The following is a 14,941-nucleotide window of genomic DNA, read 5'->3' as shown; positions in this document are numbered from 1 at the left end:
TATGCCGCTGGCCCATATAGCGATCTGTAGTATCTCGTGATAGCTTCTTTCAATAACCACCACCCATGGTAGACGTAAGCCAACACGAACTCGTCCCGGACCACGTCCTCCTCGAACCCGAAGAGGTCGACGAGGTTCTGGCGGAGTACGACGTGAAACGGACGAACCTACCGAAGATCAAACGCACTGATCCCGCGCTCCCCGACGAGGCTGAGGTCGGCGACGTGGTGAAGATCGTTCGAAACTCCCGCACGACCGAGGAAGCGGTCGTGTACCGATTAGTCGTCTCATGAACAGGCAAGACCGACGCGTGGTGTCACGCGAGTATTTCTCGGACGAACGGCTCGCCGAACACCACTTCCGATCGTTCAACAATTTCCTGGACCGCGGCATGCAGGAGGTCGTCGACGAGAAGGAGACCATCGAGACCGACATCGGCGACAAGGAGGGCCAAGAGCCCGTCTACGTCGAACTCGGCGACGTTCGGATGGTCACTCCGCGCGTCCGCGAGGCAGACGGTTCCGAGGAACTGCTGTACCCCCAGGAGGCCCGCCTCCGAAACATCACCTACTCGGCGCCCGTGTTCATGGAGATGTCCATCGTGCGCGGCGGCGAGGACGAGCCCGAGCAGGTCGTCGACACGACCGAGACCAAGGTCGGCCGGATGCCGATCATGGTCGGCTCGGACAAGTGTAACATGGCCGGTTTCTCCGACGAGGAGCTCATCGACATCGGTGAGGACCCCGTCGACCCCGGCGGCTACTTCATCGTCAACGGCTCCGAGCGCGTGCTGATGACCTCGGAGGACCTCGCACCGAACAAGATTCTCGCCGAGTACGACTCGAAGTACGGCGACGAGATCCAAGTCGCGAAGACGTTCTCCCAGCGCCGCGGGTACCGCGCCCTGGTGCTGTGCGAGCGCAACCGCGAGGGGCTCCTCGAAGTGTCGTTCCCGTCCGTCTCGGGCTCGATCGACTTCGTCACCCTCGTCCGCGCACTCGGGCTCGAATCCGACGAGGAGATCGTCCACCGCGTCTCGGACGACCCCGAGATCGTGAAGTTCATGCTGGAGAATCTGGAGGAGGCCGACGTGCAGACGACCGAGGAGGCCATCGAGACCCTCGGCGAGCGCGTCGCCTCCGGCCAGGGGAAGAACTACCAGCTCAAGCGGGCGAACTACGTCATCGACCGCTACCTGCTCCCGCACCTCCACGAGGAGGGCGTCGAGGAGGAGGACGTGCGGATCAACAAGGCGTACTACCTCTGCCGGATGGCCGAGGCGTGCTTCGAGCTCGCCTTGGACCGCCGCGAGGCCGACGACAAGGACCACTACGCGAACAAGCGCCTGAAGGTCTCCGGCGACCTGATGCGCGACCTGTTCCGGACCGCGCTGAACAAGCTGGCTCGCGACGTGAAGTACCAGCTCGAGCGCGCGAACATGCGCAACCGCGATCTCACCGTCAACACGGTCGTCCGCTCCGACGTGCTGACCGAGCGGCTCGAACACCCGATCGCGACGGGCAACTGGGTGGGCGGACGCTCCGGCGTCTCCCAGCTCGTCGATCGGACCGACTACATGGGCGTGCTCTCGCACCTCCGGCGCCTGCGCTCGCCGCTGTCGCGCTCGCAGCCGCACTTCAAGGCGCGGGACCTCCACGCGACTCAGTGGGGTCGCATCTGTCCCTCCGAGACGCCGGAGGGGCCGAACTGCGGACTCGTGAAGAACTTCGCGCAGTCGATGGAGCTCTCACAGACCGTCGAGGACGAACAGGGGCTGAAACGAGAACTGGCGTCGATGGGTGTCGAGGGGATCCCCGGCATCGAAGGCGTCGAACGACAGACGGCGGACGACTAATATGGCTCAGGCAGAACGCGAAGCGAAGGTGTACGTCAACGGGAGCCTCGTCGGGACCCATCCGGACCCCGAGGCCCTCGCCGAACAGATCCGCGAGGCCCGCCGACGCGGCGACGTCTCGGATATGGTGAACGTCTCGGTCAAGGACCGGACCCAGGAAGTGATCGTCAACGCGGACGCGGGGCGCGCCCGCCGCCCGCTGATCGTCGTCGAGAACGGCGAGCCCCTGCTGGGCGACGAGGAGGTCGAGGCGCTCGAACGCGGCGAGGTCGAGTTCGAGGACCTCATCGAGCGCGGATACGTCGAGTTCATCGACGCCGAGGAGGAGGAGGACATCCTGGTCGCCGTCGACGAGGAGGACGTGACCGAGGACCACACGCACCTCGAGATCGACCCGCAGCTCGTGTTCGGTATCGGCGCGGGGATGATCCCGTACCCCGAGCACAACGCGAGCCCCCGGATTACGATGGGCGCGGGGATGATGAAGCAGTCGCTCGGACTCCCCTCGGCTAACTACCGCATCCGGCCGGACACGCGTCAGCACCTGCTGCACTACCCGCAGCTGGCGATGGTGAAGACGCAGACGTCCGACCAGATCAGCTTCGACAAGCGGCCGGCGGCGCAGAACTTCGTCGTCGCCGTGATGTCCTACGAGGGCTTCAACATCGAGGACGCGCTGGTGATGAACCAGGGCTCCGTCGACCGCGCGCTCACCCGCTCGCACTTCTTCCGGACCTACGAGGGCGAGGAGCGCCGGTACCCCGGCGGTCAGGAGGACCGCTTCGAGATCCCCGATCAGGACGTCCGCGGCGCGCGCGGTGAGGACGCGTACACCCACCTCGACGAGGACGGCCTCGTCAACCCGGAGACGAAGGTGGACGAGTCCTCGGTCCTGCTCGGCAAGACCAGCCCGCCGCGCTTCTTAGAGGAGCCCGACGACATGGGCGGGCTCTCCCCGCAGAAGCGCCGGGAGACGAGCGTGACGATGCGCTCGGGCGAATCGGGCGTCGTCGACACGGTGACGCTGATGGAGGGCGAGGACGGCTCCAAGCTCTCGAAGGTGAAGGTGCGCGACCAGCGCGTCCCCGAGCTGGGCGACAAGTTCGCGTCCCGACACGGTCAGAAGGGCGTCGTGGGCCACCTCGCACCCCAGGAGGACATGCCGTTCACCGAGGAGGGGGTCGTCCCCGACCTCGTGATGAACCCGCACGCGCTGCCGTCCCGGATGACGGTGGGCCACGTGCTGGAGATGCTCGGCGGAAAGGTCGGCTCGCTGCGCGGCTCGCGGGTCGACGGCACGCCGTTCCAGGGCGAAGACGAGGAGGAGCTCCGCGGCGGGCTGGAGGACCACGGTTTCAAGTCCTCCGGCAAGGAGGTCATGTACTCCGGCGTCACCGGCGAGAAGATCGAGGCGGAGATCTTCGTCGGGACGATCTTCTACCACAAGCTGTACCACATGGTGTCGAACAAGCTCCACGCCCGCTCGCGCGGCCCGGTGCAGGTGCTCACGCGCCAGCCGACCGAGGGGCGCGCCCGCGAGGGCGGCCTGCGCGTCGGGGAGATGGAGCGCGACACGATCATCGGCCACGGCGCGTCGATGGTGCTCAACGAGCGGCTGCTGGAGTCGTCGGACGCCGAGACGGTACACGTCTCTGCGGAGACCGGGCTCGTCGCCGTCGAGGACCGCGAACAGCGCCGGGTGTACGATCCGGTCACGGGCGACGAGGACGACATCCACGAGCTCGAGGTGAGCTACGCGTTCAAGCTCCTGCTCGACGAGATGATCGCCTTAGGCATCCGACCGAAACTCGAACTGGAGGACGCAATTTAAATGTCAATGCAAACACCGAAAGTGCTCGGCGGCATCGACTTCGGCCTCATGGACCCGGAGACGTACCGGGACATGTCGGCGACGAAGGTTATCACGGCCGACACGTACGACGACGACGGCTACCCGATCGACATGGGGCTGATGGACCCGCGGCTGGGCGTCATCGACCCCGGCCTGGAGTGTCGGACCTGCGGCTCCCACTCCGGCTCCTGTAACGGCCACTTCGGCCACATCGAGCTCGCGGCCCCGGTCATTCACGTCGGCTTCACGAAGCTCATCCGGCGGCTGCTCCGCTCGACGTGCCGGGAGTGCGGCCGGCTGGCCTTAGACGAGGCGCAGCGCGACGAGTTCCGCGACCGCTATGAGCGGGCGCAGGAGCTCGGCGACGACGAGCACGACGTGCTGAAGGCCGCCGTCCGGCAGGCCCGGAAGGCGTCCACCTGCCCGTTCTGCGGCGAGCCGCAGGCGGACATCAAACACGAGAAGCCGACCACCTACTACGAGGTCCAGGACGTGCTCTCGGGCGACTACTCCGAGCGGATCGCGGCCGCGATGCAGCCCGACGAGGAGGAGGACGACCCGGGCACCTCGCCGCAGGAGCTCGCCGAGAAGACCGACATCGCCTTAGACCGGATCAACGAGATCATGGCCGGCGAGTTCCGGCCGCGCAAGGAGGACCGCCGCGCCATCGAGAAGGCGCTCGACATCGATCTCACCGAAGAGGACATGAACAAGCTGATGCCCTCGGACATCCGCGACTGGTTCGAGGACATCCCGGACGAGGACCTGGAGGTCCTCGGCATCGACTCCGAGCACTCTCGGCCGGAGTGGATGATCCTGACGGTGCTGCCGGTGCCGCCGGTCACCACGCGTCCCTCGATCACGCTGGATAACGGCCAGCGCTCCGAGGACGACCTCACGCACAAGCTGGTCGACATCATCCGGATCAACCAGCGGTTCATGGAGAACCGCGAGGCGGGCGCCCCGCAGCTGATCATCGAGGACCTCTGGGAGCTGCTCCAGTACCACGTCACCACGTTCGTCGACAACGAGATCAGCGGGACGCCGCCGGCGCGACACCGCTCCGGCCGCCCCCTCAAGACCCTCAGCCAGCGACTGAAAGGGAAGGAGGGCCGCTTCCGCGGCTCGCTGTCCGGGAAGCGCGTCAACTTCTCCGCCCGGACCGTCATCTCGCCGGACCCGACGCTCTCGCTGAACGAGGTCGGCGTCCCGGACCGGGTCGCCAAGGAGATGACCCAGACGCTCAACGTCACCGAACGCAACGTCGACGAGGCGCGGCAGTACGTCCGGAACGGGCCGGAGGCCCACCCCGGCGCCAACTACGTGCGCCGCCCCGACGGTCGCCGGCTGAAGGTGACCGAGAAGAACTGCGAGGAGCTCGCCGAGAAGGTCGAGGCCGACTGGGAAGTCAATCGGCACCTCGTCGACGGCGACATCGTGATCTTCAACCGGCAGCCCTCGCTGCACCGGATGTCCATCATGGCCCACGAGGTCGTGGTGATGCCGTACAAGACGTTCCGGCTCAACACCGTCGTCTGTCCGCCGTACAACGCCGACTTCGACGGCGACGAGATGAACATGCACGCGCTTCAAAACGAGGAGGCCCGCGCCGAGGCGCGCGTCCTCATGCGCGTCCAAGAGCAGATCCTCTCGCCCCGGTTCGGCGGGAACATCATCGGCGCCATTCAGGACCACATCTCGGGGACGTACCTGCTCACCCACTCGAACCCCGAGTTCACGGAGACGCAGGCGCTGGACCTGCTGCGCGCGACCCGCGTCGACGAGCTGCCCGAGGCGGACGGCGTCGACGACGAGGGACGCGAGTACTGGACCGGTCGGACGCTGTTCTCGGAGCTGCTCCCCGACGACCTCTCGCTGGACTTCACCTCCTCGACGGGCGACAGGGTGCTCATCGAGAACGGCCAGCTGGTCGAGGGGACGATCGACGAGGACGCCGTCGGCGCGTTCGGCGGCGAGGTCGTCGACACCCTCACCAAGGAGTACGGCGAGACGCGCTCGCGCGTGTTCATCAACGAGATCGCGTCGCTGGCGATGCGCGCGATCATGCACTTCGGGTTCTCGATCGGGATCGACGACGAGTCGATCCCGCCGGAGGCCGAAGAGCAGGTCGACGACGCGATCCAGAGCGCCTACGACCGCGTGCAGGAGCTAATCGCAACGTACGAGGCCGGCGAGCTTGAGTCGCTCCCGGGCCGCGGCGTCGACGAGACGCTGGAGATGAAGATCATGCAGACGCTCGGGAAGGCGCGCGACTCGGCCGGTGAGATCGCCGACCAGCACTTCGGCGACGACAACCCGGCGGTCGTGATGGCCCGCTCCGGCGCGCGTGGGTCGATGCTGAACCTCACGCAGATGGCCGGATCCGTCGGTCAGCAGGCGGTCCGCGGCGAGCGGATCAACCGCGGCTACGAAGACCGGACGCTCTCCCACTACAAGGAGAACGACCTCTCGTCGGAGGCGCACGGCTTCGTGGAGAACTCCTACCGCGGCGGGCTCACGCCTCAGGAGTTCTTCTTCCACGCGATGGGCGGCCGCGAGGGGCTGGTCGACACGGCGGTCCGGACCTCCAAGTCCGGCTACCTCCAGCGCCGGCTCATCAACGCGCTCTCCGAACTGGAGGCGCAGTACGACGGGACGGTCCGGGACACCTCGGGCCGGATCGTCCAGTTCGAGTTCGGCGAGGACGGCACCTCGCCGGTGAAGGTGTCCTCGGGCGAGGGAGACGGCATCGACGTCGACGACATCGTCGACCGCGTCGTCGACTCGGAGTTCGACTCCGACGACGAGAAGGAGCGGTTCCTCGGCGAGCGCGCGCCGCCGACGAACCTCTCGGAACACTCCGGACCGGGCCTCAACAAGGCCTCGGGGGTGGAGTCGGATGACTGAGTACGACCACGTCACCGACGACATCGAGGCGGTCGTGGAGGCCACTGAGCTTCCCTCCCGCCTCAAAGACGAGGTGTACGAGGCGATCGACCGGAAGGCCGAGGAGACCGGCGAGGTCACCGTCGAGCAGGCCACCGACATCGCGACCGGCGTCGAGAACCGCTACATCGAGACGCGGGTCGACCCGCTCGACCCGGTCGGTACCGTCTCCGCGCAATCGATCGGCGAGCCCGGGACGCAGATGACGATGAACACGTTCCACTACGCCGGCGTCGCGGAGATCGACGTCACGCAGGGGCTCCCCCGGCTCATCGAGCTGGTAGACGCCCGGAAGACGCCGGACACGCCGATGATGACGGTCCACCTCGAAGGCGAGCACGCCACGGACCGCGAGAAGGCCCACGAGGTCGTCTGGTCCATCGAGGCGACGCGCATCCTCGCGCTCGGCGACGTGTCGACGAACGTCGCGGACATGCTGGTGCGGATCGACCTGAACGACGACACCCTCCTCGAACGGTGGCCGACGCATTCGGACCCGTCCGAGGTCGCCGCGATCATCGCCGAGACGATCGAGGACTCGCTCGGCGTCGACACCCGACAGTCGGGGACCGTCGTGGAGTTCGGGCCGAACGAGCCGAGCTACCGCGAGCTGCTCCAGCTCGTCGAGCGGCTTCGGGAGATCGTGTTCAAGGGGATCGAGGAGATCGAACGCGTCGTCATCCGGAAAGAGGAGATCGACGGCGACGAGGAGTTCGTCCTCTACACCGAGGGGTCGGCGTTCGGCGACGCCCTCGACATCGAGGGCGTCGACGCCTCGCGAACGACGTGTAACAACATCCACGAGATCTACCGCAACCTCGGGGTCGAGGCGGCCCGCGAGACGATCATCGACGAGACGAAGAACACGCTCGAAGAGCAGGGGCTCGACGACGTGAACGTCCGCCACCTCATGCTCGTCGCGGACATCATGACGAACAACGGCGAGATCGAGTCGATCGGCCGCCACGGCATCTCGGGCTCGAAGGACTCCGTGCTCGCACGCGCGGCGTTCGAGGTGACGGTCAACCACCTGCTCGACGCCGCGATCCACGGCGAGTACGACGAGCTCGACGGCGTCATCGAGAACGTCATCGCCGGTAAGCCGATCTCGCTCGGCACCGGCGACGTCGACCTCCGGATGGGGTCGCGCGTCGTGGGCGACGACTAATGCGCGTCGAGCTCTCCGACGAGGCCCGGCGATACATCGGTCGCTTCGACGAGCTGACCGGGGTCGCGCCGAAGGACTGCCTCGTGGAGAGCGACCGGCTCGTGTTCCTCGTGCCGGCCGGCGAGATGGCCGCCGCGATCGGACAGGCTGGCGAGACCGTCGAGGAGGCGGAGCGGCGGCTCGGCAAGTCCGTCGAACTGGTCGAGGACGCGGACACGGCGGAGGCGTTCGTCGCGAGCGCGCTCTCGCCCGCGGCGGTCAACGCCGTGACGATCTCCGAGCAGAACGATCGAGTCGCGTACGTCGAAGTGCCGGAGCCGGACCGCGGCGTGGCCATCGGCGCCGACGGCGCCAACATCGAGACGGCGCGGACGCTGGCGAAGCGGCACTACGACATCGACGACATCCAACTCACCTGAGGACGGAACCCACGCCCTTTTGTCGACGCGCTCGTGTCTCGCGGCATGGACCGGAGACGCTTCCTCGTCGGCGTCGGGACCGGAGTCGCTATCGGGACCGCGGGCTGTCTCGGCGGCGGATCGGACCGCCCATTCCCCGACGCGGAGTGGCGGAACAAGGACGGCCTCGACGTGGCCGCCCTCTCGGAGCGCCACGTCGAGGCGCTCGTCGACGCCGGAGGCGCGACGCTGTTCTCGACGGCGGAGACGACCCACGACGGGGAGACGGAGCCGAGCCCGTGGCTCCCCTCACAGGAGTACGAGTCCGCGTACGACCTAGAGAACGGGCGTCAGTACGTGCGGCAGACGGTGACCGAAAGCGAGGAAACCGACGTGTCGGAGCTGTACGTCGCCGACGACGTGGCGCTGATTCGCCAGCAGAGCGGGGACGAGACGCAGTACGGCCGGCAGCCGGTCGACCGGTCGGGCGACGACCTCGAATCGGCGATGCGCTCGGAGGTCGTGACGGGGATCCGCGTCGAGGGGGAGACCGCGGGCGGCGAGACGGAGTATGAGGGGCTGAATCTGTGGAACCCGACGAGCGACGGCGAGGGCGAGGTGCGCGGCGAGCCGACGGCGCGGTTCACCGCCGACTCCTTCGAGGGCGACCGGAACGTCCCGGAGACCGTCGAGACGGCGGCGGCGACGGTTCACGTGTACGAGTCCGGCGTGGTGCCGCGGCTCGAGCAGTCGTGGGCGGGCGACCACGACGGGCAGGAGGCGACCGTCGACGTCGACATCGACTACCGCGACCTCGGCGCGACGGTGTCGGAACCGGAGTGGGTCGCGGCGGCGCGCGAGGAGACGAGCGCCTGACGCTCGGACGCGTTTCGGGCGCGTTCCCGGATCGGTTCCAGACGAAACGACGGGCGCTCTCGACGGCTTACCGTCTCAACGGGAGCGAGCACCCGTCGTTTCCGACCGCTCGAAGGCGCAAAACACTCTCAGAACGGACGAGAGGTACCGTTCGAGCGATCTGAGGGCGTTTCTTCGAGGCGAAAGACGACGCTTAAGTAGCTCCGTTCGGAAGTGGATGTACGATGGCGAACGGCAAATACGCGGCCCGTAAGCTCAAACAGGACCGGCAGAAGCGACGCTGGTCCGACTCCGAGTACGCTCGGCGAGAGCGCGGGCTCAAGAAGAAGTCCGACCCCCTCGAGGGCGCCCCGCAGGCCCGCGGGATCGTGCTGGAGAAGGTCGGGATCGAGGCAAAGCAGCCGAACTCGGCGATCCGAAAGTGCGTCCGCGTTCAGCTCATCAAGAACGGGAAGCAGGTCACCGCGTTCTGTCCCGGTGACGGCGCAATCTCGTTCATCGACGAGCACGACGAGGTCACGATCGCCGGGATCGGCGGCGCGAAGGGTCGCGCGATGGGCGACCTCTCCGGCGTCAACTACAAAGTCGAGAAGGTCAACGGCGTCTCCATGATCGAACTGGTTCGCGGAAACGCGGAGAAGCCCGTCAGATGAGCGGTGAGGAGACCGAGGCGCCGTCCGACGAGGACGTCGCCGCCGACGAGCCGGATCCGGACGCGCCCGCGTCCAGCGAGGCCGCCAACGAGAACGCCAAGCTGTTCGGCGTCTGGGACGTGACCGAGATCGCCTACGAGGACCCCTCGACGAAGCGCTACATGACCGTGACGCCCATCGCGCACACGATGGGCCGCCACGCGTCCAAGCAGTTCAAGAAGTCCGAGATCTCGCTGGTCGAGCGGATGATCAACCGGCTGATGCAGACCGACGAGAACACGGGCAAGAAGCAGCAGGCGACGCGGATCGTCCGCGACGCCTTCGACATCATCCACGAGCGGACCGAGGAGAACCCGGTCCAGATCCTCGTGACGGCCGTCGAGAACGCCGCGCCCCGCGAGGAGACCGTCCGCCTGAAGTACGGCGGGATCTCCGTCCCGAAGGCGGTCGACGTCGCGCCCCAGCGCCGCGTCGACCAAGCGCTGCTGTTCATCTCCGACGGCGTCGCCAACGCGACGTACAAGTCGACGACCTCCGCCGCCGAGGCGCTCGCCAACGAGCTCGTCACGGCCGCGGACTACGACCCCGAGCGCTCCTACTCCATCTCGCAGAAGGAGGAGCGCGAGCGCGTCGCCGCCGCGGCCCGCTAACGTCGCGCCGCCGCCGCTACCGCTCGGTTTTCCTTCGTTCCGTGTCGTGACCGGCAGATCTGTTCGAATCAAAATCCGAACGTCACCGATCGCAGCGAATGCACGGTAGCGCCGGTACCTACTTGACGATTGCCTAACCACATCGAGTGGATGGCAAGCACAACCATGCGATCGTGGCAGCGGTATCGGTCAGTACCGATCGTCTATCGAATCGGGGTGGCGTTCGTGCTCGGTTCGGTGTTCGGACTCGTCGTCGGTCAGCCGGCGACGGCGCTCCAGCCGCTCGGGGACATTTTCGTGAACCTGCTGAGCATGCTGATCGTCCCGATTGTCGTGTTCACGCTGCTGATGGGGGCGCGTCGGCTCTCGCCGAGCAATCTCGGCAAGATCGGCGGGCAGGTTGTCGCGTTGTACGCCCTCACCTCGGCCGCGGCGGTCGGCTTCGGACTGCTGGTCGCGAACCTCATCGATCCGGGGGCCAACCTCGAACTGGGGGACGCGGAGCCGCAGACCGCCGAAGCGCCCGACATCGTCGAGGTGATACTGGGGATCGTGCCCCAAAATCCGATCGGGGCGATGGCGTCCGGAGACATCCTCCCGACCATCTTCTTCGTCATCGTGTTCGGACTCGCGTTAGCGCTCGTCGAACAGTCGGCCGACTCGCCGGACATCCGGGACGGAGTCGAGTCGTTCTACAACTTGGCCGAGGCGGGCGCGGAGGCGATGTTCAAGGTCGTCTGGGGGGTGATGGAGTACGGCGTGATCGGCGTGTTCGCGCTGATGGCGGCGGTGTTCGGCGAGGCCGGCGTGGACGCGATCGTGCCGTTCGCGCTGCTTATCGCGACTCTGCTGATCGCCGTCCTCGCACACATCGCGGTCGTCCACCTCGGGATCTTCGTGCGGCTGCTCGCCGGCCAGTCGCCGATCGGGTTCCTCACCGGCGGGCGGGACGCGCTGATCACTGCGCTGTCGATCCGCTCGTCGAGCGGGACGCTCCCGGTGACGATGGCGAACGCCGACGACAACTTCCACATCGACGAAGGGGTCTACAGCTTCTCGCTGCCGCTGGGCGCGACGATCAACATGGACGGGACCGCCCTGTACCAGGGGGTGGCCGCGATCTTCGCCGCGAACCTCGTCGGCGTCCAACTGTCCATCGCCGAACAGGTGACCGTCGTGCTCGTGGCGGTGCTGGCGAGCGTCGGCGCGGCGGGCGTGCCGGGGACCGGCCTCATCATGTTGACGCTCGTGTTGACGCAGCTCGGGCTTCCGTTGGAGGTCGTCGGGTTCGTCGCGGGCGTCGATCCGATCTTAGACCGGTTGCGGACGATGACCAACATCAGCGGCGACCTCGCGGTCACCACCGTCGTCGCGAAGTGGAACGACGCGATCGACTTCACGCGGGGCGCGTGGGTCGGGGAAAGCGGGGACACCGGCGTCGCCGCTGGCGACGACTGAAAAAACGGAGGAATCGGGGTCGGACCGAGCGGTCGGCGTCGGCGGCCGCCTCAGTCGTCGGCCGGCGCCGCACCGGAGCCGTCGTCGGCGTGCTGCTGTTTGACCCACGAGAGCTTGCCGCCGGCCGCGAGGATGTCGCGCTCGCGTTCGGAGGCGTCCAGGTCGGCGGTGAACTCCCACTCGCCGTTGACGCTCACGGTGAACTCCTCCTGTCCGGAGGAGACGCCCGCGGGCACGTCGTCGACGATTTCGAGGTCGTCGCCCTGGTCGATCTTCTCGTACGTCTCCGCGTCGATCGCCAGCGGGACGATACCGAAGTTGAACAGGTTCGCCTTGTGGATGCGGGCGAAGCTCTGGGCGAAGACAGCCTCGATGCCGAGGTACATCGGACAGAGGGCCGCGTGCTCACGCGAGGAGCCCTGTCCGTAGTTCTCGCCGGCCACGAGGACGCCGCCGTCGGCGTCGAGGGCGCGCTGCGCGAAGGTGTCGTCGACGCGCGAGAGCGTGAACTCGGAGAGCTTCTCGATGTTCGAGCGGAACTTCAGGATATCTGCCGTCGCCGGGATGATGTGGTCGGTGGTGATGTTGTCCTCCATCTTGAGGAGGGCCTCGCCGCCGTCCACGTCGATCCCGTCTTTGAGCGGCACGTCGCCGATGTTCGGGCCCTTGACGAGGCCGTCGTCGATCGCCTCGTCGGGCGAGATGATGTCGGAGTCGTCCTGTCCCATGCCGGGGCCGTACTTCGTCCCCATCTCCAGGCCGGGCGCCTCGAGATCGCCGAGGTCGTCGGCGAGGTCGCGGGGGTCGACGATTTTGCCGGTGATGGCCGCCGCGGTGGCGACCTCGGGCGAACAGAGGAAGACGGAGTCGTCTTCGATGCCGGAGCGACCCTCGAAGTTGCGGTTGAAGGTGCGCAGCGAGACGGAGTCGGAGGCGGGCACGTGACCGATACCGATACACGCGCCACACGTCGCCTCGGAGAAGTTGACGCCGGCCGCCATCATCTCCGCGGTCCAGCCCTCGCGGGCCAGCATCTCGGAGGCCTGCTTCGAGCCGGGCGCGACGATCATCTCGGTCTGCTTGGCGACCTCGCGGCCCTCCAGCATCTTCGCGCTGGGGAGGATGTCCTCGTAGGCGCCGTTGGTACAGGAGCCGACGATGACCTGCTCGACGTCGGTGCCCTCGTACTCGCTGACGGGGGCGACGTTGTCGGGCATCGACGGCGCGGCCACGAGCGGTTCGAGCTCGTCGAGATCGACCTCGATCGTCTCCGCGTATTCGGCGTCGTCGTCGGGCTGGAGGTCGACGTACTCCTCCTCGCGGTCCTGGCGCGCGAGCCAGTCTTTCGTCTTCTCGTCGGTCGCGAAGATCGAGGAGGTGGCGCCGAGCTCGGTGCCGAGGTTCGTGATCGTGGTGCGCTCGGGGATCGTGAGCTTCTCGGCGCCGGGGCCGGTGTACTCGAAGATCTTGCCGACGCCGCCCTTGACGGTCAGCTCGCCGAGCAGGTGGAGCGCCACGTCCTTGGCGGTCGCCCACTCGGGGAGCTCGCCTTCGAGGTGGACGTTGACGACCTCCGGCATCTCGACGTAGTAGGGGCCGCCGCCCATCGCGACGGCGATGTCGAGGCCGCCGGCGCCGATCGCGAGCTGGCCGAGCCCGCCGGGGGTCGGCGTGTGCGAGTCGGAGCCGAGCAGCGTCTTGCCGGGCGCCGCGAAGTTCTCCTTGTGGACCTGGTGGCAGATCCCGTTACCGGGCCGGGAGAAGTACGCGCCGAACGTGCCGGCCGCGGAGCGGAGGAAGCGGTGGTCGTCGGTGTTCTTGAAGTCGAACTGGTACGTCTGGTGGTCGCAGTACTGCGCGGCGAGCTCCGTCTGGACCTCGTCCAGATCCAGCGCCTCGAACTGGAGCCACACCATCGTCCCAGTGGTGTCCTGGGTCAGCACCTGGTCGATCTCGATGCCGATCTCCTCGCCGGGCGTCAGCTCGCCCTCGACGAGATGGTCATCGAGGATTTTCTCCGTAATCGTCTGTCCCATATCATCCGAAGTTGGCCCTCCCGTGGATATAAAACCCGCGAGTTTTTTGCAAGATCGACCGTGTTAGATCGGTTCTGGTACTGAATATTGCGGGAGACCAAGTGTGGTACCACTACCCATGTAAGGAATAGGCGTAACGAGTGTATAAGGCCGATAAAGGGCTATACCCTCCGAAATCGGGGGTTTGAGCGACTCGTCCGATCGGAGCGATCGGCGCCGCGATAGCGGACGACACCGTTTAGTCTCGCCCGCGGATTCGGTTGGACATGTTCGACTCGGGAGCGACGGTCGCGGCGGCGCTCGACGCGGGCGGCGCCGACCTCGACGACGAGCAGCGACAGCCGAACGGCGTCGACCTCACGGTCGGTGCCGTCTTCGAGCAGACCGAGACGGGCGCGATCCGGCGCGACGGCAAGCGGGTCGGCGAGCGCGAGGAACTGGAGCCGGAGGACGGGACGTACCGGCTGGAGGCCGGCACGTACGTCGTCCGATACGGCGAGCCGGTGCGGATTCCCGACGATCGGATCGGGTTCGTGCTCCCGCGGTCGACGCTGCTGCGCAACTCCTGTACCCTCGACACCGCGGTCTGGGACGCGGGCTACGAGGGCGTCGGTGAGGGTCGCCTCGACGTGGGCCACGCGATCGAGATCGAGCCCGGCGCGCGGATCGCCCAGTTGGTGCTCGCGACCGCCGATCACGACGGGACCTACGAGGGGTCGTATCAGGGCGAGCGACTCTGATCGGCTCGGCGACCGCGATCGCGGCAGTTCCTGCCGAGATCCGCGGCTCCGTGGGATCACGACGACCGCCGTCAGCGCCGAGGCTCCTGGACGCGTCGGCGAGACGGGCGCGCATGGAACGAAGCCGCGTCAGTCGAGCCGTGCCGCCGGGTACCGGTCGCTCTCGGATAGTCAAAGGAACGAACGGCACGCCCGTGCCAGGAAAAAGTGGCACGGGCGTGCCGTTCAGTAGGTCCCCGCTGACGCTTCGGCCCTCCAAGCGAAGCGTCACCTGAAACAAGCGGTGGAATCCACTTAAGCGTGCCGGGG

Annotated in this window: 12 protein-coding genes; 11 read left to right on the top strand and 1 reads right to left on the bottom strand. The window is 67.0% G+C overall.

What is annotated here, in order from left to right:
- Positions 1-65 precede the first annotated feature (65 nt).
- The 10 genes from C471_RS10375 (at position 66) to C471_RS10330 (ending at position 11,856) form a co-directional block, all read left to right on the top strand.
- Positions 66-293: a DNA-directed RNA polymerase subunit H gene (locus C471_RS10375; protein ID WP_004048733.1), complete on the top strand. Its 228-nt coding sequence runs from the start codon at positions 66-68 to the stop codon at positions 291-293.
- On the top strand, positions 290-1,855 hold the full coding sequence (locus C471_RS10370; protein ID WP_004048732.1) for a DNA-directed RNA polymerase subunit B'': 1,566 nt from the start codon (positions 290-292) through the stop codon (positions 1,853-1,855). Before C471_RS10375 ends, C471_RS10370 begins: the two co-directional genes overlap by 4 nt.
- Position 1,856: 1 nt before the next feature.
- Positions 1,857-3,686 (top strand): DNA-directed RNA polymerase subunit B, encoded by a 1,830-nt coding sequence (rpoB, locus tag C471_RS10365; protein WP_004048731.1) that lies wholly within the window; start codon positions 1,857-1,859, stop codon positions 3,684-3,686.
- 6 nt (positions 3,687-3,692) lie between these two features.
- Positions 3,693-6,614, top strand: coding sequence for a DNA-directed RNA polymerase subunit A' (locus C471_RS10360; protein ID WP_049909276.1), 2,922 nt, complete (start codon positions 3,693-3,695; stop codon positions 6,612-6,614).
- A complete protein-coding gene (gene rpoA2 / locus C471_RS10355; RefSeq protein WP_004048729.1) occupies positions 6,607-7,821 on the top strand; it encodes a DNA-directed RNA polymerase subunit A'' in 1,215 nt (404 codons plus the stop codon). The genes C471_RS10360 and rpoA2 overlap by 8 nt, the downstream gene beginning before the upstream one ends.
- Complete coding sequence (locus C471_RS10350) at positions 7,821-8,240, top strand: NusA-like transcription termination signal-binding factor (RefSeq protein WP_004048728.1); 420 nt, start codon at positions 7,821-7,823, stop codon at positions 8,238-8,240. The genes rpoA2 and C471_RS10350 overlap by 1 nt, the downstream gene beginning before the upstream one ends.
- A 45-nt stretch (positions 8,241-8,285) precedes the next feature.
- On the top strand, positions 8,286-9,095 hold the full coding sequence (locus C471_RS10345) for a DUF7537 family lipoprotein (protein WP_004048727.1): 810 nt from the start codon (positions 8,286-8,288) through the stop codon (positions 9,093-9,095).
- 224 nt (positions 9,096-9,319) lie between these two features.
- On the top strand, positions 9,320-9,748 hold the full coding sequence (locus C471_RS10340) for a 30S ribosomal protein S12 (RefSeq protein WP_004048726.1): 429 nt from the start codon (positions 9,320-9,322) through the stop codon (positions 9,746-9,748).
- On the top strand, positions 9,745-10,398 hold the full coding sequence (locus tag C471_RS10335; RefSeq protein ID WP_004048725.1) for a 30S ribosomal protein S7: 654 nt from the start codon (positions 9,745-9,747) through the stop codon (positions 10,396-10,398). Before C471_RS10340 ends, C471_RS10335 begins: the two co-directional genes overlap by 4 nt.
- A 150-nt stretch (positions 10,399-10,548) precedes the next feature.
- Complete coding sequence (locus tag C471_RS10330) at positions 10,549-11,856, top strand: dicarboxylate/amino acid:cation symporter (RefSeq protein ID WP_049909274.1); 1,308 nt, start codon at positions 10,549-10,551, stop codon at positions 11,854-11,856.
- Between the two features lie 50 nt (positions 11,857-11,906).
- Here C471_RS10330 and C471_RS10325 read toward each other — a convergent pair whose 3' ends face one another.
- Positions 11,907-13,892 carry an aconitate hydratase gene (locus C471_RS10325; protein ID WP_004048723.1) on the bottom strand — a complete coding sequence of 662 codons (1,986 nt, stop codon included), beginning with the start codon at positions 13,890-13,892 and terminating at the stop codon, positions 11,907-11,909.
- Positions 13,893-14,158: 266 nt separating this feature from the next.
- Here C471_RS10325 and C471_RS10320 point away from each other — a divergent pair, with 266 nt between their 5' ends.
- Complete coding sequence (locus tag C471_RS10320) at positions 14,159-14,632, top strand: deoxyuridine 5'-triphosphate nucleotidohydrolase (RefSeq protein WP_004048722.1); 474 nt, start codon at positions 14,159-14,161, stop codon at positions 14,630-14,632.
- Positions 14,633-14,941: the final 309 nt, after the last annotated feature.

This window comes from Halorubrum saccharovorum DSM 1137, from assembly GCF_000337915.1.
In the GTDB taxonomy this organism is placed as follows: domain Archaea; phylum Halobacteriota; class Halobacteria; order Halobacteriales; family Haloferacaceae; genus Halorubrum; species Halorubrum saccharovorum.
The sequence above is the reverse complement of the archived record's forward strand: the minus strand, read 5'-3'. Positions and strand labels throughout refer to the sequence as shown.